This window comes from Roseibium album (assembly GCF_965233825.1).
Classification (GTDB): domain Bacteria; phylum Pseudomonadota; class Alphaproteobacteria; order Rhizobiales; family Stappiaceae; genus Roseibium; species Roseibium album.
Map to the genome: position 1 here is coordinate 6,043,035 of NZ_OZ247583.1, position 23,678 is coordinate 6,066,712.

The 23,678-nt window shown below is 56.5% G+C and carries 21 protein-coding genes; 9 read left to right on the forward strand and 12 right to left on the reverse strand.

What is annotated here, in order from left to right; all coding sequences use genetic code 11:
* Positions 1–11 precede the first annotated feature (11 nt).
* Together ACO6TI_RS27820 and ACO6TI_RS27825 are read right to left on the reverse strand one after the other, a co-directional pair.
* The gene (locus ACO6TI_RS27820; protein ID WP_196877173.1) at positions 12–443 is read right to left on the reverse strand and encodes a YqaA family protein; all 432 of its coding nucleotides are present in this window, start codon (positions 441–443) and stop codon (positions 12–14) included.
* Positions 444–659: 216 nt separating this feature from the next.
* Complete coding sequence (locus tag ACO6TI_RS27825; RefSeq protein WP_158705534.1) at positions 660–962, reverse strand: LuxR C-terminal-related transcriptional regulator; 303 nt, start codon at positions 960–962, stop codon at positions 660–662.
* Positions 963–1,092: 130 nt separating this feature from the next.
* Between ACO6TI_RS27825 and ACO6TI_RS27830 the strand changes: the two genes are divergently transcribed.
* Positions 1,093–2,532 carry a helix-turn-helix domain-containing protein gene (locus tag ACO6TI_RS27830; protein ID WP_422383796.1) on the forward strand — a complete coding sequence of 480 codons (1,440 nt, stop codon included), beginning with the start codon at positions 1,093–1,095 and terminating at the stop codon, positions 2,530–2,532.
* Positions 2,533–2,583: 51 nt separating this feature from the next.
* Here ACO6TI_RS27830 and ACO6TI_RS27835 read toward each other — a convergent pair whose 3' ends face one another.
* Entirely contained in the window at positions 2,584–2,988 is a 405-nt protein-coding gene (locus ACO6TI_RS27835; protein WP_281927262.1) for a helix-turn-helix transcriptional regulator, read from the reverse strand.
* 15 nt (positions 2,989–3,003) lie between these two features.
* On the opposite strand from ACO6TI_RS27835, the gene ACO6TI_RS27840 reads away from it, so the two are divergent.
* Positions 3,004–3,366 (forward strand): nuclear transport factor 2 family protein, encoded by a 363-nt coding sequence (locus ACO6TI_RS27840; RefSeq protein ID WP_422383797.1) that lies wholly within the window; start codon positions 3,004–3,006, stop codon positions 3,364–3,366.
* Positions 3,367–3,411: 45 nt separating this feature from the next.
* On the opposite strand, the gene ACO6TI_RS27845 is transcribed toward ACO6TI_RS27840, so the two are convergent.
* The 5 genes from ACO6TI_RS27845 to ACO6TI_RS27865 form a co-directional block, all read right to left on the reverse strand.
* On the reverse strand, positions 3,412–3,912 hold the full coding sequence (locus ACO6TI_RS27845) for a hypothetical protein (protein WP_196877169.1): 501 nt from the start codon (positions 3,910–3,912) through the stop codon (positions 3,412–3,414).
* A gap of 68 nt (positions 3,913–3,980) precedes the next feature.
* Positions 3,981–4,658, reverse strand: a complete 678-nt coding sequence (locus tag ACO6TI_RS27850; protein ID WP_082442884.1) for a L,D-transpeptidase — start codon at positions 4,656–4,658, stop codon at positions 3,981–3,983.
* 25 nt (positions 4,659–4,683) lie between these two features.
* Positions 4,684–5,259 (reverse strand): L,D-transpeptidase, encoded by a 576-nt coding sequence (locus tag ACO6TI_RS27855; RefSeq protein WP_422383798.1) that lies wholly within the window; start codon positions 5,257–5,259, stop codon positions 4,684–4,686.
* Positions 5,260–5,327: 68 nt separating this feature from the next.
* Complete coding sequence (locus tag ACO6TI_RS27860) at positions 5,328–5,654, reverse strand: hypothetical protein (protein ID WP_055117692.1); 327 nt, start codon at positions 5,652–5,654, stop codon at positions 5,328–5,330.
* Between the two features lie 103 nt (positions 5,655–5,757).
* Positions 5,758–9,126 (reverse strand): Ig-like domain-containing protein, encoded by a 3,369-nt coding sequence (locus ACO6TI_RS27865; RefSeq protein ID WP_422383799.1) that lies wholly within the window; start codon positions 9,124–9,126, stop codon positions 5,758–5,760.
* A 534-nt stretch (positions 9,127–9,660) separates the two neighbouring features.
* Between ACO6TI_RS27865 and ACO6TI_RS27870 the strand changes: the two genes are divergently transcribed.
* Positions 9,661–11,301, forward strand: coding sequence for a hypothetical protein (locus tag ACO6TI_RS27870; RefSeq protein ID WP_055118061.1), 1,641 nt, complete (start codon positions 9,661–9,663; stop codon positions 11,299–11,301).
* Positions 11,302–11,347: 46 nt separating this feature from the next.
* On the opposite strand, the gene ACO6TI_RS27875 is transcribed toward ACO6TI_RS27870, so the two are convergent.
* The gene (locus ACO6TI_RS27875) at positions 11,348–12,208 is read right to left on the reverse strand and encodes a DMT family transporter (RefSeq protein WP_422383800.1); all 861 of its coding nucleotides are present in this window, start codon (positions 12,206–12,208) and stop codon (positions 11,348–11,350) included.
* Positions 12,209–12,326: 118 nt separating this feature from the next.
* Here ACO6TI_RS27875 and ACO6TI_RS27880 point away from each other — a divergent pair, with 118 nt between their 5' ends.
* A complete protein-coding gene (locus ACO6TI_RS27880; RefSeq protein ID WP_422385340.1) occupies positions 12,327–13,718 on the forward strand; it encodes a PLP-dependent aminotransferase family protein in 1,392 nt (463 codons plus the stop codon).
* Positions 13,719–13,754: 36 nt separating this feature from the next.
* Here ACO6TI_RS27880 and ACO6TI_RS27885 read toward each other — a convergent pair whose 3' ends face one another.
* The gene (locus ACO6TI_RS27885) at positions 13,755–14,639 is read right to left on the reverse strand and encodes a DUF5666 domain-containing protein (RefSeq protein ID WP_196894507.1); all 885 of its coding nucleotides are present in this window, start codon (positions 14,637–14,639) and stop codon (positions 13,755–13,757) included.
* A gap of 2 nt (positions 14,640–14,641) precedes the next feature.
* Positions 14,642–15,454 (reverse strand): DUF6502 family protein, encoded by an 813-nt coding sequence (locus ACO6TI_RS27890; RefSeq protein ID WP_196894505.1) that lies wholly within the window; start codon positions 15,452–15,454, stop codon positions 14,642–14,644.
* Positions 15,455–15,617: 163 nt separating this feature from the next.
* Between ACO6TI_RS27890 and ACO6TI_RS27895 the strand changes: the two genes are divergently transcribed.
* The 4 genes from ACO6TI_RS27895 to ACO6TI_RS27910 all read left to right on the forward strand — a co-directional run bounded on the left by ACO6TI_RS27895 (position 15,618) and on the right by ACO6TI_RS27910 (position 20,150).
* Positions 15,618–17,240: an amino acid adenylation domain-containing protein gene (locus ACO6TI_RS27895; RefSeq protein ID WP_422383801.1), complete on the forward strand. Its 1,623-nt coding sequence runs from the start codon at positions 15,618–15,620 to the stop codon at positions 17,238–17,240.
* Positions 17,240–18,553, forward strand: coding sequence for a hypothetical protein (locus ACO6TI_RS27900; protein ID WP_104703825.1), 1,314 nt, complete (start codon positions 17,240–17,242; stop codon positions 18,551–18,553). The genes ACO6TI_RS27895 and ACO6TI_RS27900 overlap by 1 nt, the downstream gene beginning before the upstream one ends.
* A 1-nt stretch (position 18,554) precedes the next feature.
* Positions 18,555–19,325 carry an enoyl-CoA hydratase-related protein gene (locus ACO6TI_RS27905; protein WP_104703826.1) on the forward strand — a complete coding sequence of 257 codons (771 nt, stop codon included), beginning with the start codon at positions 18,555–18,557 and terminating at the stop codon, positions 19,323–19,325.
* 351 nt (positions 19,326–19,676) lie between these two features.
* Positions 19,677–20,150: a DUF3775 domain-containing protein gene (locus ACO6TI_RS27910; protein WP_173937365.1), complete on the forward strand. Its 474-nt coding sequence runs from the start codon at positions 19,677–19,679 to the stop codon at positions 20,148–20,150.
* A gap of 373 nt (positions 20,151–20,523) precedes the next feature.
* Here ACO6TI_RS27910 and ACO6TI_RS27915 read toward each other — a convergent pair whose 3' ends face one another.
* A complete protein-coding gene (locus ACO6TI_RS27915; protein ID WP_422383802.1) occupies positions 20,524–21,459 on the reverse strand; it encodes a nitrilase-related carbon-nitrogen hydrolase in 936 nt (311 codons plus the stop codon).
* A 355-nt stretch (positions 21,460–21,814) separates the two neighbouring features.
* On the opposite strand from ACO6TI_RS27915, the gene ACO6TI_RS27920 reads away from it, so the two are divergent.
* On the forward strand, positions 21,815–23,548 hold the full coding sequence (locus ACO6TI_RS27920) for an adenylate/guanylate cyclase domain-containing protein (RefSeq protein ID WP_055117714.1): 1,734 nt from the start codon (positions 21,815–21,817) through the stop codon (positions 23,546–23,548).
* Positions 23,549–23,678: the final 130 nt, after the last annotated feature.

Sequence of the window (23,678 nt, forward strand, 5' to 3'; positions counted from 1 at the left end):
TTGTACTTGCTCTAAACAATGCGGGTCGCAATGAGCGCAACCACCACATATCGGCCGGTTTTGGCAAGCGCCACCAACAGGAGAAATGGCCAGAACCGTTCCCGCAATAGACCGGCAGCAAGCGTCAGCGGGTCCCCGATGACCGGTGCCCAACTCATCAGAAGGCTCCAGCGGCCGTAGCGCTGATACCAGGCTGTGGCTCTTTCAAGTTTTTCCGGTTTGACGGGAAACCACCTTGCATCCGAGAAACGGATCGCACCGCGTCCCAGCCCCCAGTTCACCAGCGATCCGAGCGTGTTACCGAGACTGGCCGTCATTACGAGCAACAAGACGGGCGCGGTTTCCAGGTAGATCAGACCGGAAAGCCCCAGTTCGGATTGCGCGGGTAGCAAGGTTGCGGCCAGGAAAGATATTCCGAAGAGGCCCAGTAGACTGCTGCTCATGATTGAAGCTGCATACACACAAGCAGGCAGGTGAAGCAAGGCTGCGTGCAAGCCGCCGGATTGCTGCCGGACACATCTCTTCAGATGAACTGGCTATTTTGCGATGCCGTTCCCTGCCGTCACAAACAGCCCGCCGGCCTCATCCAGGGTAATGTCACAATCCGTTCTGAGCGAGCGGCCGCAAGACTCGTGGAGCTCTTTGAATGTTCAAGCCAATCAGAAGGCGGCATTCCTGAAAATGGCGCTGTTGGCCGCCACGATCGCTACCGCATTCATTCTGTTCTTGGCGCCGAGGCGGGTAATGGCATTCCGGATGTGAACCTTGACCGTTGCCGTCGAGACACCGAGGTCATAGGCGATCTGCTTGTTCACTTTCCCCTCACAGAGCAAAAGCAGGATTTCAAGCTGACGCTGTGTGAGTTTGTCACTCAGGTTCAGTGGCAGTTGGACGCTGCCTGAAAGAGACTTGCAGAGTCCGGTCTGGGCTTCATGTGTATCGAGTGCAAAATGAGCGTTCATCACCGTGTTCCCACTTGAGGTGTTTCCATCCTTGGTGAGAGGACTTTCCTCCAAAGTGCTTATATTGTAAAATGTTAAAATGTTTACAGATAAAAGCTAAAAATTAGCAATTCACCAATCGGACGCGACGATGAACAGGAAACTCTATTCAGGCCACACCTTGCGCCAGATCAGATCCGACTTTGGCCTCTCGCAGACCGAGTTCGCCAAAAAGATCGGGCTCTCCACCGCCTATGTGAATCAGATCGAGAACAACAACAGACCGGTCACTGCCTCCGTCCTGCTCACTATCAACCGGATTTTCGGCATCGACCTTGCCGCGTTCGAGAAGAATGACCTCGACAGGGTGGTTCAGGATCTGGAGGAGGTTTTTGCCGACACCCAGTTTCACAGTTCTACTGTCAGCCGACAGGAAATTCAGGAACTGGTGACGCGGGCGCCCGGCGTAACCCAGACCATCATGGATCTTTACGGAGCGCTGCGCAGCTACCATGACCGGGATGTGCTTGAAGATGATCTTGTGCAGATGAGCGGAGCCGACGAGGCCGGTGTAGGTGTCCGCAAATCCGCCTATGATGAAGTGCGTGATTTCTTTCACTATACGGACAACTATGTCGACAGCCTCGATCGGGCGGCTGAAAAACTCTCCCACGAAATCAGCCTGCACAATTGCCAGAGCAAGTTCGACATGTTGACCGGCTGGCTTCGCAAGCGCTTCGACATTGGCGTCGAACAGGTTCAGGACTACCAGGGTACGCTGATCCGGCATCAGGACTACACCCGCAAAATCTCGATCTATCGCGCAATCCCCCAGTCCACCAAGAACTTTCTCCTTGGGACGGTCATCGCGGAACTGTGTGTAAAAGATCTGATTTCGGAAGAAGTCAGGCGCGCAAATTTCAGAACCGGCTCGGCGGAGAGCATCGCAACGCTCGCTCTTCGCAACTATTTCTCCGGCGCATTGCTGCTGCCATATGACGACTTTCTGCGCACGGCAACAAAGTGCCGGCACGATATTCAGCTTTTGTCGAACACGATGGACGCCAGCATCGAAACTGTTTGCCACCGGCTATCGACACTTCAGCGCCAGGGCGCAAACGGCCTGCCTTTTTACTTCGTCAAGATTGACCGCGCCGGCAATGTCGTCAAACGGCACAGTGCAACCCGCTTCCAGTTCGCCCGCTTTGGAGGCTCATGCCCACGCTGGAACGTACATCAGGCCTTTGAGCAGAACTCGAACAAATTTACCGCCCAGATCGCGCAGATGCCGGATGGTGTCGAGTATCTTTGCATCGCCACCAGCGTCACCAAGCATCAGCCGGACTATGGCACCGGCGAACGCAGGTATGCGCTCGGCATCGGCTGCGAGGTCAAGTATTCGGACGCGATCGTTTATGCTGACAGGTTGGCGGTTGACGAGACGTCCTTGCCTGAGCCCATTGGTGTCAATTGCCGCATCTGTCCGCGAGACGATTGTGATCAACGGGCTTTCCCGGCAATCGACAAGGAACCCTTCATCGATCCGGGACAGCGCGGCATCGTGCCGTACCGGGTGAAGGCCGCCGGTTAACGACCGGAGGTCATCCATCTTCGGATGGATTGTGCAGGAAAATCGCACTGGTTATTGTCGGGTTGCTGCCTGTGAAGCCGCCATGACGGCGCGCCGTGATGGCAGGTTCAGCCGTTGCAGGACGGCATGTACATGATCCTTGACTGTGGCGATACTGATGCCGAATTCCTCTGCGATCTGCCTGTTTGATTTTCCCTGGATGACAAGCATCGTGACTTGCTTCTGGCGAGGTGTGAGCGGTGCAAGCAATTCGGTATCCGAAGGCTTTTCAACAACGGTCACGAGAGGCGCACCGATCGTCCTGCTGGCATCCAGATCGATCGTCAATTTCGTGCCTCGAATTGCCAATGGCGCCAATAATTCAAGAACAGCGGCTGGCACGGGAGCAGGCGCCGTTTCGCGCAGGTCTTTCAGAACGGCCGTCAACGCTTCGATCACTTCAGGTTCGACAGACATTCGAAAGGACTCCTCATGAGCAACATGCCTCTGGAAATTGCAAACTTCTTCCTGGCAATGCAAGCCGGGCCGTCCGGTGCAGACCTGCTCGGCTCATTATTTGCCGAAGATGCTGTCTATTCGGAGCCCTTCTCCGGCCAGCCCGAACCTCATCGCGGTCGCAGCGCCATTCTCGCAGCCTTTGCCTCCAGCCGAACCGACGCATTCAACGACGCCGTTATCAATCTCGGCGCAGTTGAAGTCGATCACGAGACGATAACCGTGCAATGGACCTGTTTTTCACAGGCCATTCCAGGTGGCAGCGGAAGCGGCAAGAATGTTTTCACCCTATCGAACGGAAAGATCGTCTCGCTGGTGACAACCCTCGACATGCCGTAATGTGAACGCACGCCCCCGTATCAATCGAAGTTGCACGGCCGCAAATCAGCTTTCCAGCAGGCTTTGAAAATGATTGCGCAGTTCGTATTGACCGCGCTGGCCCTGCAAGACCTCTTTGAGCTCACCCTTGGAGTCGAACAGGAGCAACGTGACATGCGGCACGCCGTGGCGGGTTGCAAAACCTTTGCCCTTGTCCGTGCGGATATTGGCGATCACGTAGTCAAGTTGCCCCTCCTCGAACATTGCCAATGCCTCGCGGGTTTCTGCCTGGAGAGATCTGCAAAGCGAACATTGGGGATCATGAACCTGAACGATTGTCGGGAGGCCGTTGCCGACCCGTGTCAGGTCGTGTTCATGGCGCATGCTCGCGAAATTGTTTGCAAAGACGTAGCCGGTACCGCCCAGCAGCACGGCCCCTATTCCGAGATTGCGCGCAAGGCGCAGAAACTTGCGCCTGCCCTGTTCAGCGCCGGACTGCGCGTTCAGCGCTTCGTTTTGCCGGTGTTTTCTATTGGTAGATCTGGTTGATTTCCGTTGTTTCTTCATAAATCACCTGTCTGAAATCTGGACCCGCACGCCCGCGACCCCGGCGGTTGCCGGTTGCGGCAGAGGGGTCACGTAACAATGATTGCGGCCCCCGGGCGGACACGGTCGAAGAGGTCGATGACATCCTGGTTGACAAGGCGGACACATCCGGAAGACACGGCCTTGCCGATCGAGGTCGGTTGGTTGGTCCCGTGCAACCGGTAAAGCGTGTCGACATTGCCCTGGAAGATGTAGAGCGCGCGCGCACCGAGCGGATTGCCTAACCCTGGAGCCATACCGCCGTTTTTCGCGCTGAACTGCTCCAGTTCCGGTTCACGGGCAATCATTTCATCGGGAGGCGTCCATGTCGGCCAGGGCCGTTTCCACGCAATCCGGGCGCGGCCGGACCACTCGAAGCCCTGTCGCCCGAGGCCAACGCCGTAACGCATGGCCGTTCCGCTCGGCTCCACCAGATAGAGATAAAAACTCCCGGTATCGACCACGACGGTCCCGGGGTCCTCGCTGGTCTGGTAGGCAACACGCTGCCGCCTGAAAGCGGGCGCAAGCACCCTCGGATCGACCGCCGGGATCGGAAACTCTTCCTGCGGGCGCGGCCCGTAGTTCTGCAGGAAATTTGCGTCCACCGCCGGCTGCGCCGGTGTCGGGGTTGGAACGGGCGTTGTTCTTGTGGAACAGCCGGCAAGGGTCAGGGCCAACATACCCAGCCCGCCGGACAGCGCCTTACGCCGTGTCACGTTACTAGTCATCGATGTCTTTTCCGAAACGCGGCGCCTAAAGCACAACCACTTGCGTTCCAAGCGGAACGCGATTGTAGAGATCGACGACATGGTCATTGATCATGCGGATGCAACCGTTGGAAACCGACCTGCCAATGGATCGTGGCTGTGTCGTCCCGTGGATGCGGTAATAGGTATCGCGGCCGTTCTTGTAGAGATAAAGCGCACGGGCCCCGAGTGGATTATTGATCCCTCCGGGCACGCCATCGGCATAGCGCGCGTATTTTTGCGGCTCGCGACGGATCATGTTTCTGGTCGGTGTCCAGCGTGGCCATTCCGCTTTCCTGTCGATTGTCGCCTTGCCTCTGAAAGCAAGACCGGCCTTGCCGACGCCAACGCCGTAGCGGCGCGCGCGTCCCCAGCGCTCCATCAGATAGAGGAAGTGGTTACGTGGATCGACCACGATGGTTCCAGGCGCATAGTTCATGGAAAAGAACACACGCTGCGGCGCATACTGAGGGTCGAGTTTAAAATTCTTGTATTTCGCAGTGTGATGCGCATTTGCAAGTCCCGGCTGTGCCAGAACCAGCGCTGCAGCACCGCCGAGCAATAATTCCCGTTTGTTCAACACGAGGATTTCTCCTGATTTTTCAACAACCTTATGGCGAACCTTCGGGTTCGCCTCACAAGACGGTCAAATCAGGAATTGGGTGGTTTGGGTTCCAGCCTTTTCGGAACCGATGTGTGATGACGAACGGAAACCCAGTCGGGGTGGTCCTGAACGTCCCTGGAAACAAATGCAGCCCCGGCCATCACCGCCTTGCATTCGGAGTTCTTGCAAAATGACGGCTTGCTTTCGGCTATCGGCTCCTCGCCACAGCAGGTGTCTTCCTGCAATTGAGCAACTGCGACATCCATTGTAATCACGTCGGACACCCCATCCAGGGACACATCAACCGCCCCGCGCGCAAAACCTTGCTGCGCGCCCGCGATCAAAAGTCCAACAATGAGTAAAATCCGGAACATGAACAACAATTTACAGAAGCAGGTTAATGAAACCTAGACACGTAGCTTCACAGTCCTGTGAGGGGCGCGTGTTACCTCGCCCCTCCGAAAAGTATTTTACCGATCACACGAACTGGAAATCGTCGCTTTCGAGGGAGAACAGCAATGTGTTTTGAAGGGTCAGGCTGTCCGTCTCGCCGAACTCAAATACCGCATCACGACCCTGTTGCGACGCTGTCGCCATCAAGTCATTGAAGTCTTCAACCCCTTCGATCGAAATCGAAACCGTGTCCCCAGGTCTCGACCAGAACCACCAGTCAAACCCTGGATCAAAGTCTTTGACAACGTCAGAGCCGCCGTTGAACACAAATGTGTCCAGGCCCCTGCCACCAATCAATAAGTCGTCACCGGCATCACCCGCGATGACATCGTTGCCGTTGCCACCTTCAATCCGGTCGTTGCCATCACCACCGAAAAGCTTGTCGTTTCCCGATCCCCCGATCAACCTGTCGTCACCGGTTCCACCACTAAGCTTGTCATTGCCGGCAGCGCCATTGAGCCGATCATCACCTGCCCCGCCATCGAGAATGTCATCGCCCCATCCTCCGGAAAGTCGATCATTGCCGGTTCCCCCGTACAGAAGATCTTCACCCCAACCTCCGTTCAGTTTGTCGCTGCCGCCACCGCCGCAGAGAATGTCGTCGCCCCACCCCCCATTTAGCTTGTCATTACCGGCACCACCAGAGAGAAAGTCGTCTCCCCGACCGCCGTTAAGCCGGTCATTTCCGCCCGCACCCGATATGATATCGTCCCCGTCGCGTCCGTTGATGCGATCATCGTCGGCACCACCGCGCAACAGATCGTCATTCCTGGTCCCTTTGACGGGAAGCGAGGCAACTTCGGTGTCGAACGTGGTGAAGTTGAAGGTCGATGTGTCTCCTTCTTCAATACCCTCAAATGTGTTGCCGTCCGAATCGACAAAAGCTCCGTCGGAGATTTCGACCGAGTAGCGAGTGTCAGCCTCGAGATGTTCGGGAGGCGTTACCACCACCGTGGTCCCGTCGAATTGAACGAGGCGCGCGTCTGTCACGTCAATCTGGGTCCGTTCGCCGGTCGAACGGTTCACCAGAGTGAGGAATCCTTCCCCGGCCTTGACCTCTTCGGTGAATGTGAGGGCAAGAGAGGCATCGTTCGAGACATCACGCTCGTTGTCCGTCGGTGTCGCCGAAACGAGATAGGGATCCGCCTCTCCGTCAAGGGTTACTACGACCGGGAAATAGACAGACCCTTCAGATGAAAAACCGAGGCGCCCGTCGGAATTCGATCCCCAGGTGAAAATCGCACCGTCATCGGCAACCGCAATGATCGAATTCGGGCCGGTATAAAGTTCAACGATGTTTACATCGTCGAGCTGCGGGATCAGCGTAGGATAGAAGGACGCATCCGTTTCAGTCGCCGGATCACCGTCAAGACCGCCACTCGGGCCTTCGTCGTTCGGACCCCAGACGTAGACATCCCCGTCTTCGGTCAATGCAGCGCCCCAACGCGCGCCACCTTTGACTTCGACGACATTGCCTGGAAGACCGGGTAGCTCGACCGGGGCAAGAACATCGGCCGTATCGACGTCAAACGTTCCGTCACCATTGTCCGTTCCCTGAAGAAGCTGCCCGTACCGGTTTTCACCCCAGCCGAATACCCGTCCGTCTTCGGTTACGGCGTAAGACGTCTTTGTGTCCGCAGTCACGGAAACAACATTCGACGGCAGGCCTTCGACAAGAACAGGTTCAACGGCGCGGCGTGCGGGAGTTCCGTCGTCCTCAAGCGCATCGGGTGAACCGAGTTGGCCGTCGGTGTTGCTGCCAAATGCATAGACCTGGCCATCGGCGGTCAATGCAAGCGTATGGGACGTTCCGGAGGAAACCAGGACAACCGTTTCGTTTACAAGCGCCTCGACCACTGTCGGTACATGACGTTCACTCTGATCACCGAGACCCAGTTGTCCGTTGGAGTTCGTTCCCCAGGCGTAGAGTGTACCGGTGTCTGAAATTGCGTACGAAACGCCATTGCCGTTCTCGATGGTGGCGATGTTGACATCGTCAAGCGCTTCGACGCGGGTCGCGGTTGTGCGGGTCTCTTCATCACCGGTACCAAGAGGCCCGTTGTTGTTGAAGCCGAATGCGTAAACGTCACCGTCTTCGGTCAGGAAGGTCGTGTGCAGCAGACCAGCGGAAACGGAGACGATCTTGGAATCGAAACCGTCTGGCATCGAGACTTCGACAGGTGTCTTGATATCAAATCCGTTCGTGCCGTTTCCAAGTTGGCCAACGACGTTTTCTCCCGACGTGTAGAGCGTATTGCTTTCCTGGTCGAGGAAGACGGAGAAATGGTTGCCTGCGCCGGCAGTCGCCGATGTGACCTCGGCCTTACCCTCGTAAAATTCGACAGCACGCGGACGGTCGAGTTGGTCGTCATAACTGGAGGACCCGAAAACGCTGGTTTCTCCCGCATCCAGATAGTCGCCATCGCCGTTCAGATCGCTCAGCCGCACGACATTGTTCGCAGCCCCGAATGTATTTGCTGTCAGGGACAGGTTGCCGTCTTCATCCGCCGCGACGGAAAATCCGATATCGGCGCCAAATCCTTCGGGCATCGCCGAGGCATTCCAGACTTCGGTCGCTTCGCTTTGATCGTCGATCTGGCCGGAACCGTCCAGATCTGTCAGTCGGTAAAGCTTGAGTTCTTCTCCGGTCTCCGGAAACCAGGTAAGCGTATAGAGTGAGCCGTCAACAGATACAGCGTTTGCTATGTCAACAGGCGCTCCGAAGTTCATGTCGTCGGAAATGAAGGTCTGGACTTCGCCATCCTGAATCTTGCCGTCGCCGTTCTTGTCCTCGATCCGGTAAATGGCGTCCGTTGCCGCTCCGGTCAGGTCATTGAGGTAGGCCACGTTGCCGTCAAAACTGATATCGAAGGGAACGGCCGTGTCGATGACCGTCTGCACGTCGAGCCAGAGCGTCGCCTCGCCTTCATCGTTGGCATCGCCGTCCCCATTCAGATCAACCGTCCTGTAGATCGCATCCTGCGGTGTGGACCGGGTTCCGGCGTTGGTTACGTAAATGGCACCATCGAGTCCCTCGTGGATCCCGTTCGGAGTGATGGTTGAGAACCCGGCCGCATTGTCGGCAGAAAACCAGACATTTCCCTCCCCCTCGTCTTGCGCGTCACCATCATTGTTCTTGTCCATCAATCGGATGACGGCATCCGCCGTACCATCCCCGTAATAGACGGACTTGTCGGCAGCTTGATGGACGGTGAAGACGTTATTGGTCGGAAGCGAGAGGCCCGAGGCATTGGTCTCGTCGAAGAAGACGGAGGTCTCACCGGCACCGGACGCGGTGCCGTCGCCGTCCAGATCCTGCAAAAGCAACAACTGGTCGTGTCGCTGGTCCCCAACCAGAATGCCGTTGTTAACGCGTGAAATAAGTCGTGCCATTTGAGGCTCCCGAGCATGATGAATATGTGTTTGCCTGGCGAGCCTGCTGGGTTGTTTGCATCCAGATATTTCCCAACCCAAACGTTGTCAATCACAAGAATTTAAAATTTGAATAAAATACTCAAGTTTAGAATTATTCCATATTTATCAGCGAGATGAACAAAATATTGGCGAATGGACTCAATATCGATACGAGTGAAGCCCGCCCTGCACGAAGTTCGGGGTTTCCGGTCGTTTCCGGCCCTGGGCTGGACAACAATTCACTCCGCGATCTATTTGCAAAACAGTGTTCGCCGGACGATTGGGTGCGACGGTACACCAACGACTGGCAGTCATCGATTTCATGTCTGCAGGCATTCAAGCTCGCTGACGATTCTGTGCTTGCCTGCCCTTTGCCTGGCGTGTCGACTGAAAACGGTAACTTGACGCCGCGTTACCCATGCGTCTGAATTGTCTGACACAATTGCGAACCGCCTTGCCTTCCACCGCCCGGAGGCTGCAGGCCGGCGGCAGGCAGCATTGGGAGGCGACGACATGAAATTCGACCTGGGAACCTATTCGCGGAAGATCACGACGAAATCGCAAGAAGCAAAAGATCACTTCGACCAGGGGCTGGTCTGGCTTTACGGCTATAATCATGAAGCTGCAGCCGGCTGTTTTGAAAAGGCCATTGAAAGTGACCCCGATTGCGGCATGGCCTATTGGGGTCTCGCCTATGCGATTGGCCCGAACTACAACAAGCCCTGGGAGTTCTTTGAGCCCGAAGAACGTATCTCGATGCTGAAAAAGGCCAAGGAGACCGTCGAGACCGGCCTGAGCCTTGCAACAAAACTGCAACCGGTTGAAATTGCCCTTCTCGAAGCGATCGGAAAGCGTTTTCCGGATGACCCTTCTGTAGAGGACTATCTCCCTTGGCACGACGCGTTTGCAGACGCAATGCGTCAGGTACATGCTGCGCACGGGGACGATCTGGATATCGTGACGATATTCGCCGAAGCCCTGATGAACCGCTCGCCCTGGCAGCTCTGGGACTTGCCGAACGGGCGGCCTGCGGAGGGTGCGTCAACCCTGGAGGCCCAGACCGCGCTGGAAACGGTTTTCAACGAACGCGCCGACGCCTGGGAACACCCTGGCCTTCTCCACATGTATATCCATCTCATGGAGATGTCGCCGACACCGGAAAAGGCTCTGAAGCACGGCGATCGGCTGGTGGATCTGGTGCCCGAGAGTGGTCACCTTTGCCACATGGCAACGCATATCGACGTCCTGTGCGGCGATTATCAGAATGTGGTCTGGCGAAATCACAGGGCCGCGCAGGTTGACCGAAAATACGAGAATTTTGCCGGTTCGCAGAATTTCTACACGCTTTACCGCATCCACAATGTGCACTTTGAAGCCTATGGCGCGATGTTCCTGGGGCAACCTGAACGAGCCTTGGCGGCATCGGAAGAACTGATGCGCATGTTGCCTGACGAAGTCGTGCGATTTTTTCCGGATTTGTTCGAGTCCTTTTACGGCAAGAAAATTCACGTCATGGTTCGCTTCGGCCAGTGGCGCGAGATTTTGAACGAAATGTTCCCGCAAGACAGGGAACTCTACAGTTACACGACGGCAGCCATCCATCAGGCACGCGCGGTCGCTCTGGCAAATCTCGGTCGTCTGAAAGACGCGGCAGAAGAGCGGGAACTTGCAGTTGCCGCGCGCAAGGCGGTGCCTGAAAGCCGGATGGTTTTCAACAATACCGCCGACGATGTGCTGGCGATCGGCGAAGCGATGATGGACGGTGAACTCGCTTTCAAATCCGGGCAGAGGGATGAGGGCCTGAACCACCTGCGGCGTTCAGTCGAACTCGATGACGGTCTCCTCTATGACGAGCCCTGGGGCTGGATGCAGCCCACGCGCCACGCACTCGGCGCCTTGCTGCTGGAGGACAACCGTTTTGAGGAAGCGGAAGCGGTTTACCGCGCCGACCTCGGGCTGGACGATACGCTGGCCAGGGCCTGTCAGCATCCTCAAAACATCTGGAGCCTTCATGGCCTTCACGAGTGCCTGGTCCGGCGTGGCGAGCTGACAGAGGCCCGGCATGTCAAACTGCTTCTGGACAAGGCCGCTGCACGCGCGACTGTTCCGATCCACGCCTCCTGCTACTGCCGCAGCAGGGCCAAGGCAGCTTGACATCCCCTGGGCGTCTCATGGTCTGACGCGGGTCGTTCCGATTGTCTCAGGCATAACGTTTTGCCCCGGCGACGCAAAGGACAACGAACACCGTCACTGCAATCATCAGTGGCGGCGTCGGCTCCGACAGCAACAGCGCGGACAGGATCAGGCCGAAGAATGGTTGCAGGAGTTGCAGTTGCCCGACCCCTGCCGTGCCCCCGAGAGCGAGACCCCGATACCAGAAAAAAAAGCCGATCAGCATGGAAAACATGGATACGTATCCGACGCTGATCCAGACAGTTACCGGCAATCCGGTCAAGGTCTCCGGCCGGAAGACAAGTGCCAGTGCCGCCATCAGCGGCAGAGCCAGGACCAGGGCCCAGCAGATTACCTGCCACCCCCCAAGCCGTCGAGACAGCATTGCGCCTTCCGCATAGCCGAGCCCGCAAACGACAACGGCCGCGAGCATCAGGGCATCGCCGAGGAGCGAGACGTCTGCATTCTGGTTCAGGGCGAAACCGACAACCGCCAAGCTGCCGAGAACCGAAAACAGCCAGAACAGGGGCCTGGGCCGTTTGTCGCCGCGCAGGACCCCGAAGGCTCCCGTCGCCAGCGGCAACAATCCGATAAAGACAACCGAGTGAGCCGCCGTGATGTGCTGAAGCGCCGAGGCCGTCAAGAGTGGAAAGCCGATCACGACCCCGGCTGCGACAATGATCAGCGACGGAAGATCGGCGCGGTCCGGTTTTGACTGCCGCAGGGCCAGAAGGATCGCACCACCAAGCAGAGCGGCGAGCACAGCGCGTACCGACGTCAGAAACATCGGATCGAGCGATCCGACGGCAACACGTGTCGCGGGCAGCGAACCGCTGAAAATAAGCACGCCCACAAAGCCGCTGCCCCAGCCGGAAAACGAATTGGTCATTCTGTCCTCTGATTTTTTCACTTTCCTATTCCGTGGGGCGTGACAGCGACAGACACAAAACAGTACAATATTGACAAATTGTATTGCATGTTATGCCCATACAGAGGAGTCCATGAAGATGAAAGCCGGACGGCGTACGCTGGTGATGGACGACATCGGACGCCGGATAACCTCCCGCGCACTTGTTGCCGGCGACAAGGTGCCTTCCATTCGGAGCTGCGCTGCGAGACTTGGCATTTCACCTTCAACCGTTGTGGAGGCCTACGACCTTCTTGTCGCCGATGGTGTGATAGAAGCCCGTCGGGGTGCCGGCTTTTTTGTCGCCGACAAGCCTCAACCATTTGCCGTTGCCGAAACGGGTCCCCAGCTGGAGCGGGAAGTCGACCCGCTCTGGGTCGCCCGCCAATCCATCGACACCGGAGAGGAAAAACAGAAGCCGGGCTGCGGCTGGCTGCCTGCGGACTGGATGCCGGTTTCTTCCTTGCGCAAGGCAATGCGCTCGATGTCAAGCGCTCGTCTCGACTTGTTGACCAACTATGGAAGCGCCAAGGGCGAAACCGGATTGCGCCGTTTCCTGTCCCGTCGATTGCACGACCAGGGTCTGGCGGCAGATCCGGATCAGGTCCTGTTGACGGGTTCCGGGTCTCAGGCACTGGACCTGGTCTGCCGGATGCTCCTGAAACCCGGCGACACGGTACTGGTGGACGATCCCTGCTACTTTAATTTTCAGGCTCTCCTTCGAGCGCACCAGGTCGCCATAAAAAGTGTTCCTTACACCGCACTGGGGCCGGATCTGGCAAAATTCGAGGCAGCTCTGACTGAGCACCGCCCACGCCTCTATCTTACCAACTCGGCACTTCACAATCCGACCGGTGCGACGATGTCCGCGCCAACCGCGCATCGGCTTCTGACCCTCGCCGAAATCCACGATCTGGTGATCGTCGAAGACGATATCTTCTCGGATTTCGAACCCGATGTTTCGCCGCGCCTGGCATCGCTCGACGGCCTGGAGCGGGTGCTGCGGGTCGGCAGCTTCTCCAAAACGCTGTCCGCCTCGTTCCGGTGTGGCTACATCACCGCGCGGCCTAACTGGATCGAGGCACTGACCGACCTGCAGGTGGCAACAAATTTCAGCGGTCCCAGTCCGATGGTCGCCAGCCTGCTTTATTCCGTCCTTACTGATGGCGGATACCGCAAACACCTGGATGCACTGAAAACAAGACTCGTTGCCTGTCGCGGTGATGCAATCAAACGACTGGGAGAACTCGGTTTTTCGCCCTGGATCGAGCCTCGCGGCGGTTTCCTGCTGTGGTGCGAACTGCCGGGTCAGCATGATGCCACGGAGCTTGCCCGCGCGGCCTTGCAGCAAGGCCTCGTTCTTGCTCCCGGCAACGTCTTCAGCGTCACGCAGACCATGGGATCCTTCATGCGGTTCAATGTCAGCCAGATGCGGGATCCGGGTTGCTATGAAACACTTGATCGCCTGCTGACCGGAACACTAAACACCTGAAAAACGGAAGTGCTCCGACCCGCTCCCGAACCGCGACTACAAACACTCCAGCTTTGTCCGGACAGCTTCGATCTCCTCGGGCGACAATGTACTTGAAGAAAATTCGCCCAGTTTGCCGTCGATTCCGCATTGAATTGTTCTGGACGCCAGGTCGATCATCCCGGGCCGGTCGGTAAATGCGATCAAACCCGATCCAAGCACGGTGTATAGACCGTCGGGCTTGGGTTCTGAATAAAAGCCTTCGACCTGAACAATACCCACCCGAGCATCGAAAACCCCGCTCTCCAAACGTTCCGCTTCAATGCCACCGGGAACCGGAGAGCCTGTAATGCGGGCAAAGTCGCCGGACGAGAGATGTCTGGGACTGATCCCGGAGATCTCGGTCCGCCCAATTCTGTCCGGCTGACCGGTTGCCGGCCGGAAATACGTTCCGCTGACCTCCGCCGGTCCCTGCCAATCCGGCAGCAGGTCTATCGAAGACGCAGAAACGCGTTCCGATTTCCACAATCCGCTGACGGCGACCCAATCGCCAATGGTCGCATTCAGTGGCAATGCTCCCAGATCGACCTGTGTTCCAAGGACGGTCAGCATCCCGTCACCTATTGCCTCCACCGGCCCGACCAGGGGCAGCACCTGCCGGATATGCTCGGCGCGCCAGATGTCGCCTTCAAGGCGAACGACAACTGCGACCGTGAGACCGGGTTTCAGTTCACCAGCGGCAATGCCGGGAACGGAACCTGTCACCTGCAAATCGTTCGTGATCTCGATCTTCTGCCCGTTGACATAGATGCTGCCAAGCTCGGTGATCACTCCAACAATGCCCGTGCCGACAATACCCCCTTCGCGCTCTTCGCTGTCCTGGGCAAATGTCTGGCCGACGCTGAAAAGCACTGCTGCTACTGCGATGAAACGGAGGAGCACTGTCACCCTTCCTTGTCTTTCGGGATTGTCGGCAGGATATAGGCACCGGCGACAAACCGGCCATTCTGATTGCTGTCCTGGTCCTTGTCTTGCAAATGGCGCGCCCTGGAGTTGATGTCCTGAAGCAGTTGCTGCGCCTTGTCTGCCGACAGGGCGCGCAACTCTTCAACAGATGCAGCAGACAAATGTGAATATCGTACGGCACGGTCGAAATGCCGTTGCGTTTCCTGACCCGCAATCAGGTTGTGCGTCGCGGCAGCCAGATGCGCTGAAAGAGTTGCCCGATACGCGGCCACCTGCTCCGCGCTGCCGGCTGTCGGTACAAAGGCATCACCAAGCAAACGGAGGCTGCCGTCTTTCAGCTTGGCAACGAGCTTTTGATCCAGAAGCGTTTTCAAGACGGTTCCCGGGGCCATGTCGATGCGGGCCTGCCGGACAAGGTCATCAAACCCCGGATCGCTTTCTGACCCTTTCCGGAGCAGATCCTTTGGCTGGTTGTCCTTGTTCAGGTATTGCGGTGCTGTCGACCAGTAACCGACGACAAGCGAAGCTGCACTGCAACTACGCCGCTCGGGTGCATCATCGTCTTCACTGCGCAAGCGTTTGACATCCTTGCGGTGAAGTCCGGTCAAAGCGCTGACCTTGCTATCATTTGGAGACGGGTCGGAAGTGTCTTCAGCCGCTGTTACCAGAGCCTTTTTCAAGGCCTCGGTTGCCGTGCCAATTGTCACGCCACGCGCGACCATCGCTTTTGCAAGCGGTATTAGCAGATCGGCAAGCGCAGTCTCAAACGGGTCCTTTGGTCCGGTCGACATATTAATCCATACAGTTGGTCACAACAGGTATTTAGCACTCTTTCCAGAAGTTCCTGCATTTCGGTGTTCAACATTTTCGTGACGGGGAGTTTAAATATCGTGACATAAAATGGGAATATTTCCCATTATTAATGATCGCGCATCATTGATAAGGGAGGGTGCCATGCCGGAATTTTCACTTCACACGTTGAATGGGTCTCAAGCGATTGACCCCGTCGCTCCGCAATTTCTTGCTGACCCTCTTGTGTGCCTGACGCCGGCGGATCGGCGGAAATTCAGGGGATTCGGTTGGGGCGAAACGGTTCGCCCGCGCCATGCCACGATTGCCGCCGCCTTGCGCCACTGGATGCGCTCGCAACCAGATGCGATCGCCGTTGAATGCACCCGCCAGACGATGAGCTACCGGGAACTTGATGAGGCATCAAACCGGCTCGCCGGATTCTTGAAACGCAATGGCGTCAAACGCGGCGACGCTGTCTGCCTTTATCTGCAACGCTCACTGGAAATGGTGGTGGGCATTGTTGCGACGCTGAAACTGGGAGCTGCCTACGTGCCGCAGCACGTCGGCGTTGCACCTGAAAAGGGCTTGCGTCATATCGCGAATGTTACCGGAGCGAAGGTCATTCTCACACTCAGCGACGTGGCAGACCAGGTTCCGGTCGAAGCACATCAGGTGCTGGTCGAAATTGACAGGCTGGTGAATGACGAAGTGCTTTCTTCAAGCGCGCCGGATCTCATTTCGCACCGGGCTGAACCGGACGACCTGACGATGATCCTGTTCACATCGGGCACGACCGGCGTACCCAACGGTGTTCAGGTAACACACCGAAACCTGGCCAATATCCTTCTGACCTCCCCCGGAGATCTGGGTATGCGGCCCGGTCTCAAGGTCGGACAGATCCTGTCCATCGCGTTCGACATGGCGGCCTGGGAAATCCTGGGCGCATTGTCCAACGGGGCGACCCTGGTAATTCGCGGCAAGTCCATTCAGGAGACGGCAGAAAAGGTCGACGTTCTGATCGCGACACCGTCAATCCTGTCCTCGCTCGATCATGACCGCTGCAAGGAGGTCAAGGCGGCGGCAGTCGCGGGCGAACCTTGCCCCCGGTCCCTTGCCGACACCTGGTCGACATTTTGCACATTCTACAATTCCTGCGGGCCGACAGAGACGACAATCATCAACACTGCAGAACCCCATTTTGTCGAAAAGAAAGTGCTGTCCATTGGTCGTCCGACGCCGAACAACACGGTCTACATTCTGGACGAGGACCTGCGCCCGATGCCGATTGGCGAGAAGGGAGAGATGTGGGCCGGCGGTGATTGTGTCACAGCCGGTTATCTCGCCAATCCGAAGTTGACCGATGAACGTTACCGGCCGGACCCTTTCCGCCCCGGTCACATGATGTTTCGCACGCGCGACCTTGGCCGCTGGACCGAAGACGGCGAACTGGAACATTTCGGACGGGTCGATGACCTGGTCAAGATCCGCGGATTTCGGGTCGAACTCGACGGCGTTTCCAGTGCACTTGAGAGCACCGATTGCTGCAGTCGTGCCGTCACCCTGAAACTCGATGACCGCAACCTGGTGAGTTTCATTTCACCTGCAAATGCGTGTCCCGAGAAAGCCAGGCAGCAGGTCAACGATCGCCTGCCCTACTACTGTATGCCGACTGTTGTGCTCTCGCTGCCGGAACTGCCCCGGACGCCTCGCGGCAAGCTGGACAAGCGCCAGCTTCACAAGCTCGCCGAAGACCATATCGCAAGCGAAGGTGTGGAGCTGAACTGATGACTACACAAACGACAAATCTCGACTACGCCGCACCGAACTGGCGACGCATGACCCGGCATCCCTCGATCATGGAATACAGACGGCTTTATGTTCTTGTCGCCGTCATCAATCTGGCAACCCTGGTCGCAGGCATCCGCAACGGACATTGGTTTGACGGTCAGACCTTCCGCCTGGACGCGATCGCCGACATGGCGCTGATCAACCTCTCGCTCGGCATTCTCATCCGCCAGCAACGGGTGATCAATGCGCTGTTCTGGCTGGCAACACGCATTCCGGTCACCTGGCCGCTTTGGATCAGGTGGGGTGCCGGAAAGGTGTTTCACTTCGGCGGGTTTCACTATGGTGGCACCGTCGCCGGAACGCTGTGGTTCGCGTTTCTGCTCTACGCCATGGTGGCAGACAGGTTGTCCGGATCCCTGCAGATCTCGAACGTGACACTTGGCCTGAGCGGTTTGATGGTAACCTTGATGAGCCTGATGATCGTCACCGCCATGAGCCGGTTCCGAACACGGTTTCACAACGCCTTTGAAAAAATTCACCGGTTTGTCGGTTGGACGGTGCTTGCCCTTTTCTGGGCTCAGACGGTCTCCATTTCAGGCGATATGGGTGTCGCGCTGACAGGCACTCCTTCTTTCTGGATGCTGTGCATCATCACGCTTTCCATCGCTTCGCCCTGGCTGACCCTGAAACGGGTGCGCGTGGAAATCGTCAAGCCTTCAGATCATGTCGTGCTCGCTCGGTTCAACTACGGAGATACTCCGTTTGCCGGCAGCTCAAACGCGATCAGCCACACCCCTTTCGGTGAGTACCACTCGTTCGCAAATATTCCCGCGCCGAACGAACCCGGCTACCGGTTGGCCATTTCCCGCGCCGGAGACTGGACTGGAGCGTTTATCGACAACCCGCCCGAGAAAGTCTGGGTCAAGGGCATAACAACGAGCGGTGTTGCCAGGATCGAGGACCTGTTCACGAAGGTGGTCTACGTCGGGACCGGTTCCGGAATAGGCCCGATCCTGCCGCATCTGCTGAAGCGCAAGGTCCCCAACAGGCTCATCTGGTCGACACGCTCGCCGCGCAAGACCTATGGCGACGATCTGATTGATGAAATCGAATCCCATACGGAAAAGCCGCTGATCTGGGACACTGATGCTCAAGGCAAGCCGGACCTGTCGGCGCTGGCCCTGCAAGCAGTGCGGGAAAGCGGCGCCGAGGCGGTCATCGTGATTTCAAACCAAAAGCTGACCCGAAAGGTGGTTTACGACATGGAATCGCTCGGTATTCCCGCCTATGGCGCAATCTGGGACAGCTGACATGTTTGAGACAATAGAAACCGGCATCAGGGATCGGGTCGCAACAATCCGCCTCAACCGGCCCAAACAGCTGAACGCACTCAATACGCAGGTCATGGAAGAAGTGCTGGAGGCGGCAGCCGCGTTCGAAGCCGACAAAAAGGTCGGTTGCCTCGTGCTCAGCGGAAACGAAAGCGCCTTTGCTGCAGGTGCCGACATAGCAGAGCTGGCTGCCCAGGATTACGCCTCCATGCAGGCAAGCGACTTCTTCTCCGGCTGGGACAGGTTCGCGGCGTTGCGTCTGCCCAAGATAGCCGTCATCGACGGCTACGCCCTTGGAGGCGGTTGCGAACTAGCCATGATGTGCGACGTCATCCTGGCATCCGAAAACGCCAGGTTCGGTCAGCCGGAAATCAAGATCGGCTGTATTCCGGGCATCGGTGGCACCCAGCGACTGACGAAGCTGGTCGGCAGGACTATGGCGATGGACATGATCCTGACCGGAAGGATGATTGATGCCGCCGAAGCCCTGCGCATCGGATTGGTCAGTCGCGTCATTCCACGCGATAATCTGGAAACCGAGGTCAACGAGGTCGCAAAATCCATTGCAGAGTTCCCCCGAGATATCGTTCAGATGGCTCGCGCCTGCGTAAACATGGCCGAGAACAGCACACTGGACATGGGAATACGATACGAGCGGCAGACTTATCATGCGTTGTATGGCCTGCCGGCCCAGCGCGAAGGCATGTCTGCGTTTCTTGAGAAAAGAACTCCGCGCTTCAACGAAGGCTGAACAGCTGAAAACAAAGGTCCGGCACCAAGCTCACGCCTGGTTGCCGGACCTGAGTGCCCGGTCCGCCCCGGAAACCCGTAACCTGCCCTGCACGTCCCGATCCGTCCGCGGTTCCTCGGCGGCGCTCCTTGCGAGCACGATCGCCGCCCACGCGTTGATCCGGGTCAAGGACAGGCATCATTTCGTCGGGCAAGTAAAGCAATGGAGCAATAGGTTCGCAAGACCATCGACCGATATGAGTTGGAAATGCGGGCATTTTAACTGGCCGGAAGTTAAATTTTACAAGCTTACGTGGATAACCCGGGGGAAACTCCAGACGACCTGGGAACCGGGGAACGAGGAAAGCGCGTCATGACCATTGCCAATGATGAAAAGTGGATCGATAAAGAGAAGACAGGTTTGTCGGAGGCAGCCATGGACATCAACCTCACACTTTCAACTGACACGATCCGCATGCTCGTCCAGAAGGCGCGCGCCGCTGCATCGGCCATGAAGGACACGTTCGAGGACGGTCACGACGGTGATGTGGAGTTTGATGCGGACACCCTGGAAGAAGGCCATAACCACGACGGGCTTGCCGAGGAGGAAAGCGACGATCTTTCCAATGAGGAATTGCGCGAGCTGATCGAGGACTTCAATGTCGACGAGGCTGCAGAACTGGTTGCCATCACCTGGATCGGTCGGGGTGATTTTGACGCCGAAGATTTCTACCAGGTCGTAAACGAAGCCCGGGAGCGCGCGGTCGGCTCCACCGCAAAATACCTTCTCGGCATGCCATTGCTGGCCGACTACCTGGAAGCTGGCCTGGACGCGCTGGATCTCTGACGAGACCGTGGACCCAAAGTTACGTAGCCTTGCAGCATCGCCGCGTCTTCGAGAAATGCCGGGAAACCGGCAGCGCGCGCCTCGCTGCAGGTCGCAATGTGCCGGCAGCGCTTGATCCGGATGACCAATCGCCAGACATGGTGTCGCTGCCGCGAGTGGTATGGACCTGGACAATTCAGGATGCGCCGGACACTCTCGAATGCAAGTCTGCCGGTCATTGTAAGCCAGTTAGTCAGGGAGAACCGTCTTGGGAGCACGGGTTTTTCAGCCATCCGGCTCGACTGTCATTCGCATCTCCTGTCAACGCTCTGCAGTCTCTCGTGGTTCACCTGTCAATTTGGTTTCAGATTGATCCTCAGGGATCACTTGTTCATCAATGCGGCTCCACGAGCGCTCCATACAATTCCGGGCGTCTGGTCGTGTTGAAATTGAATTCCTCCTTCCGGCCCGGTTCACATTCCACCATATCGCAATCCGCCACAATCAACTCGTCATCGGAGCTTTTGGCGATTGCAAGTATTTCGCCATAAGGGTTGATAATGCTGCTTCCCGCAATCAATTCCACGCCATCCTCGATGCCCGCCTTTGCTGCGCCCACGACGAAACAACTGTTTTGATATGCGCCCGATTGCATGCACAGAAGATTGTGAAAATTTCGCAATTCGGGAGACTGGTCTTCGCGGGGATTTTGCACGGGAGACGAGTAGCCAAGCAGGATTAATTCGGCTCCCTTGAGGCGCAGCATTCGATATGTTTCCGGCCATCGGCGATCGTTGCATATACAAATGCCAATCTTGCAGGAGTTGAACTCTGCCACCGGGAAACCGAGGTTCCCAACCTCGAAATAGTACTTCTCCAGGTTTTGAAAGGGATCATCTGAAACAGGCGCCGCGCTCCCGGGCAGATGCACCTTGCGATACTTCAGTGTGATGTCCCCGGATCGGTCAACCAGGATCATCGTATTGAACCGTCGGATACGGCCCTCTTCCTCTACAAGTTCGGCGTATCCAAGACTGAAACCAATACCCCTTTCACGGGCAGTATCGAACAGTCGCTGGGTGTTTTCAGATGGCATACTTTGTTCGTAAAAGTGGTCAAACTGCTCCAATTGGGCGACATGAAAGCGCACAAAAACAGGTATCAGTGCGAACTCCGGAAACACGACAAGATCGCAACCTCGGTCGGCGGCGTCGTTCAACAGCGCGACCATCCGGTCCAGGACCATTTTTCTACTCGCTTTATTGTCAATGCTCATGGCGTTCGTAACGCCGCCCAGCTGCGCTGCCGCTACTTTGATCCTTCTCGACATTGGTCATTCTCCTGCCGCACGGCCTCGCTGCATTCAGCTGAAGCTCTCTTTGAAAACGAACGCTAAGTCACTTGTTCGTTTGGGATATCAAAACGGTCAATTGACCTCTTCTGCCGCGGGATTTGCCGCAACAAGCCAATAAATCCGATTGAGCCATCGCCAGCTATTTGTGAAAAAAGTTTACAACATTCTTAAAAAATACCGCAAAAGAGATATTTTCTCAATATCAGGAGCATCAGATCCATCAAAAATGAAAAAAATTTTCAATAAGAAATAGAGAACACCGGATAGAGCGTAAGCGCGGAAATGAGATCGTTACCTAGACTTCCGTCGCAATCCTGCATAATCATCTTTGATGACGAAAACCAGACCAGAGCGGCGCCTTGCTGCAATAGTTGCTGCAGATGTGGTCGGCTATTCCCGGATGATGGAGCAAGACGAAGTCGGCACTCTGAACCGTCTGAAGGATTTTGAGAGAAACGTTGTAGAACCCGCCGTCGAAGAGCATTTCGGACGGATCGTCAAGCGAATGGGCGATGGATACATTGTCCAGTTTCAAAGTATTGTCTCGGCTGTCGAATGCGCAATGGAGTGGCAGAAAGCATCAGATGCACAGATCACTTTTCGCATCGGTGTAAACCTTGGTGACGTGATCGTTGAGGACGATGATATCTATGGTGAAGGTGTCAATCTTGCGGCCCGACTAGAGTCTGTAGCAAATCCGGGCGAGATACTTGTTTCAGAAGACGTGTTCCGTCAATCCGGCGGGAAGGTCAGCGCGACTTTCCAGGACCTGGGTGAGAAGACGCTCAAGAACATATCAGAACCCGTTCGGGTTTTTCGGTTGGCGTCTGATGAACCCAATTCCCCAGACACGCTGGCAAGTCGACCGGCCGATGACGCCCAAACATCCTGGAAAGTCGCGACGGTTTTGGTTTCCCCTTTTCGCCATCTGGGCTCGGGTGGCGACGCAGCGAGTCTCGCGTCCGGGTTGACCGAAACTCTGGCTGCGGCTCTGGCGCATTTCGAGGAGTTCAAGATTATTGATCCCGGGAGCGCGACTCACAAGATCTCGAACCTGGGTACACTCGACGCTGGACGTCAGCTGGGCGTTGAGTACGTGCTTGAAGGTTCGGTTCAGATTTCGGGACAAAAAGTTCGCGTCGGTGTTCAACTCATTGATGTTGCAAGTGGCAGCCGTGTCTGGTCGGATACGATCAACCGCGAATTTGAGGATGCATTCGAACTTCAGGATGACATAACCGCCTTCGTTGCATCCACAATGAGCGATGCAGTTGGTGAAGAGTGGGCCAAGGCGATCCTGGCAAAACCGGATGCCGCGCTCGATCCGCATGAACAGATGATACGCGGTCTTCAATTGCTTCATCGGGGAAACCCAAAAGATTGCGCGAATGCCAGAGCGTTCTTCGAAAAGCTGGTTCAATCCGACCCGAATGGGATGTTCCCAAAACTCTGTCTGTGCTGGACCTATGCAAGCGAGTTGTCGGGAGGCTGGCCCCTTGGCCGTGAAGATGCACTGGAATTTTCCTTGCGCGAAATGCGTGATCTCATGCGTCGGTATCCACGCTCTGCTCATATTCATCGGCTCGTCAGCCGGTTGTGCATTTTCGATGGCGACCATGCTCAAGGTGTTGCACACGCGGAACGGGCCTATGAACTGAACCCATACAATAGCGATATGATGATGGCGCTTGGCCTGGCGAAACTTTGGAATGGAGAACACGACACAGCCGTGGTTCTGCTTGAGAAGGCATTTTCCACGAACCGCTATGCACCTGACATATTCAAGATCTATCTCGCCCTCGCCTACTATCTCACCGGTCGTTTCGATGATGGCCTGAAGCTCTTTGACAGTATCGAAGGTACCACGTCAGTAACGCAGATTTACAGGATCCTGAACCTCGTTGGATTGCAGCAGATCGAAGAGGCAAGGGCGGAAGCACAATCCTGGCTCAACAATAACGCAGGATCGAAGCTGGGCGACGCTCAATCAATCAATTCGTTTAGGCATCAGGAAGATCGTGAGCAAATTTTTGCCGCCTTGCGCATGGCAGGCCTGTCACAATGAAGGTCTGGAGATCCCCGCTTTTGCGCGTTTGGCGATAATCAGAAAGTCAACTTGCTTTGGTTCAAGCGAACCTGAACTTTCATTGCTGGATGACTGCTTCGTCCGCTCAGGCAGCCCTGACACTTTCAGC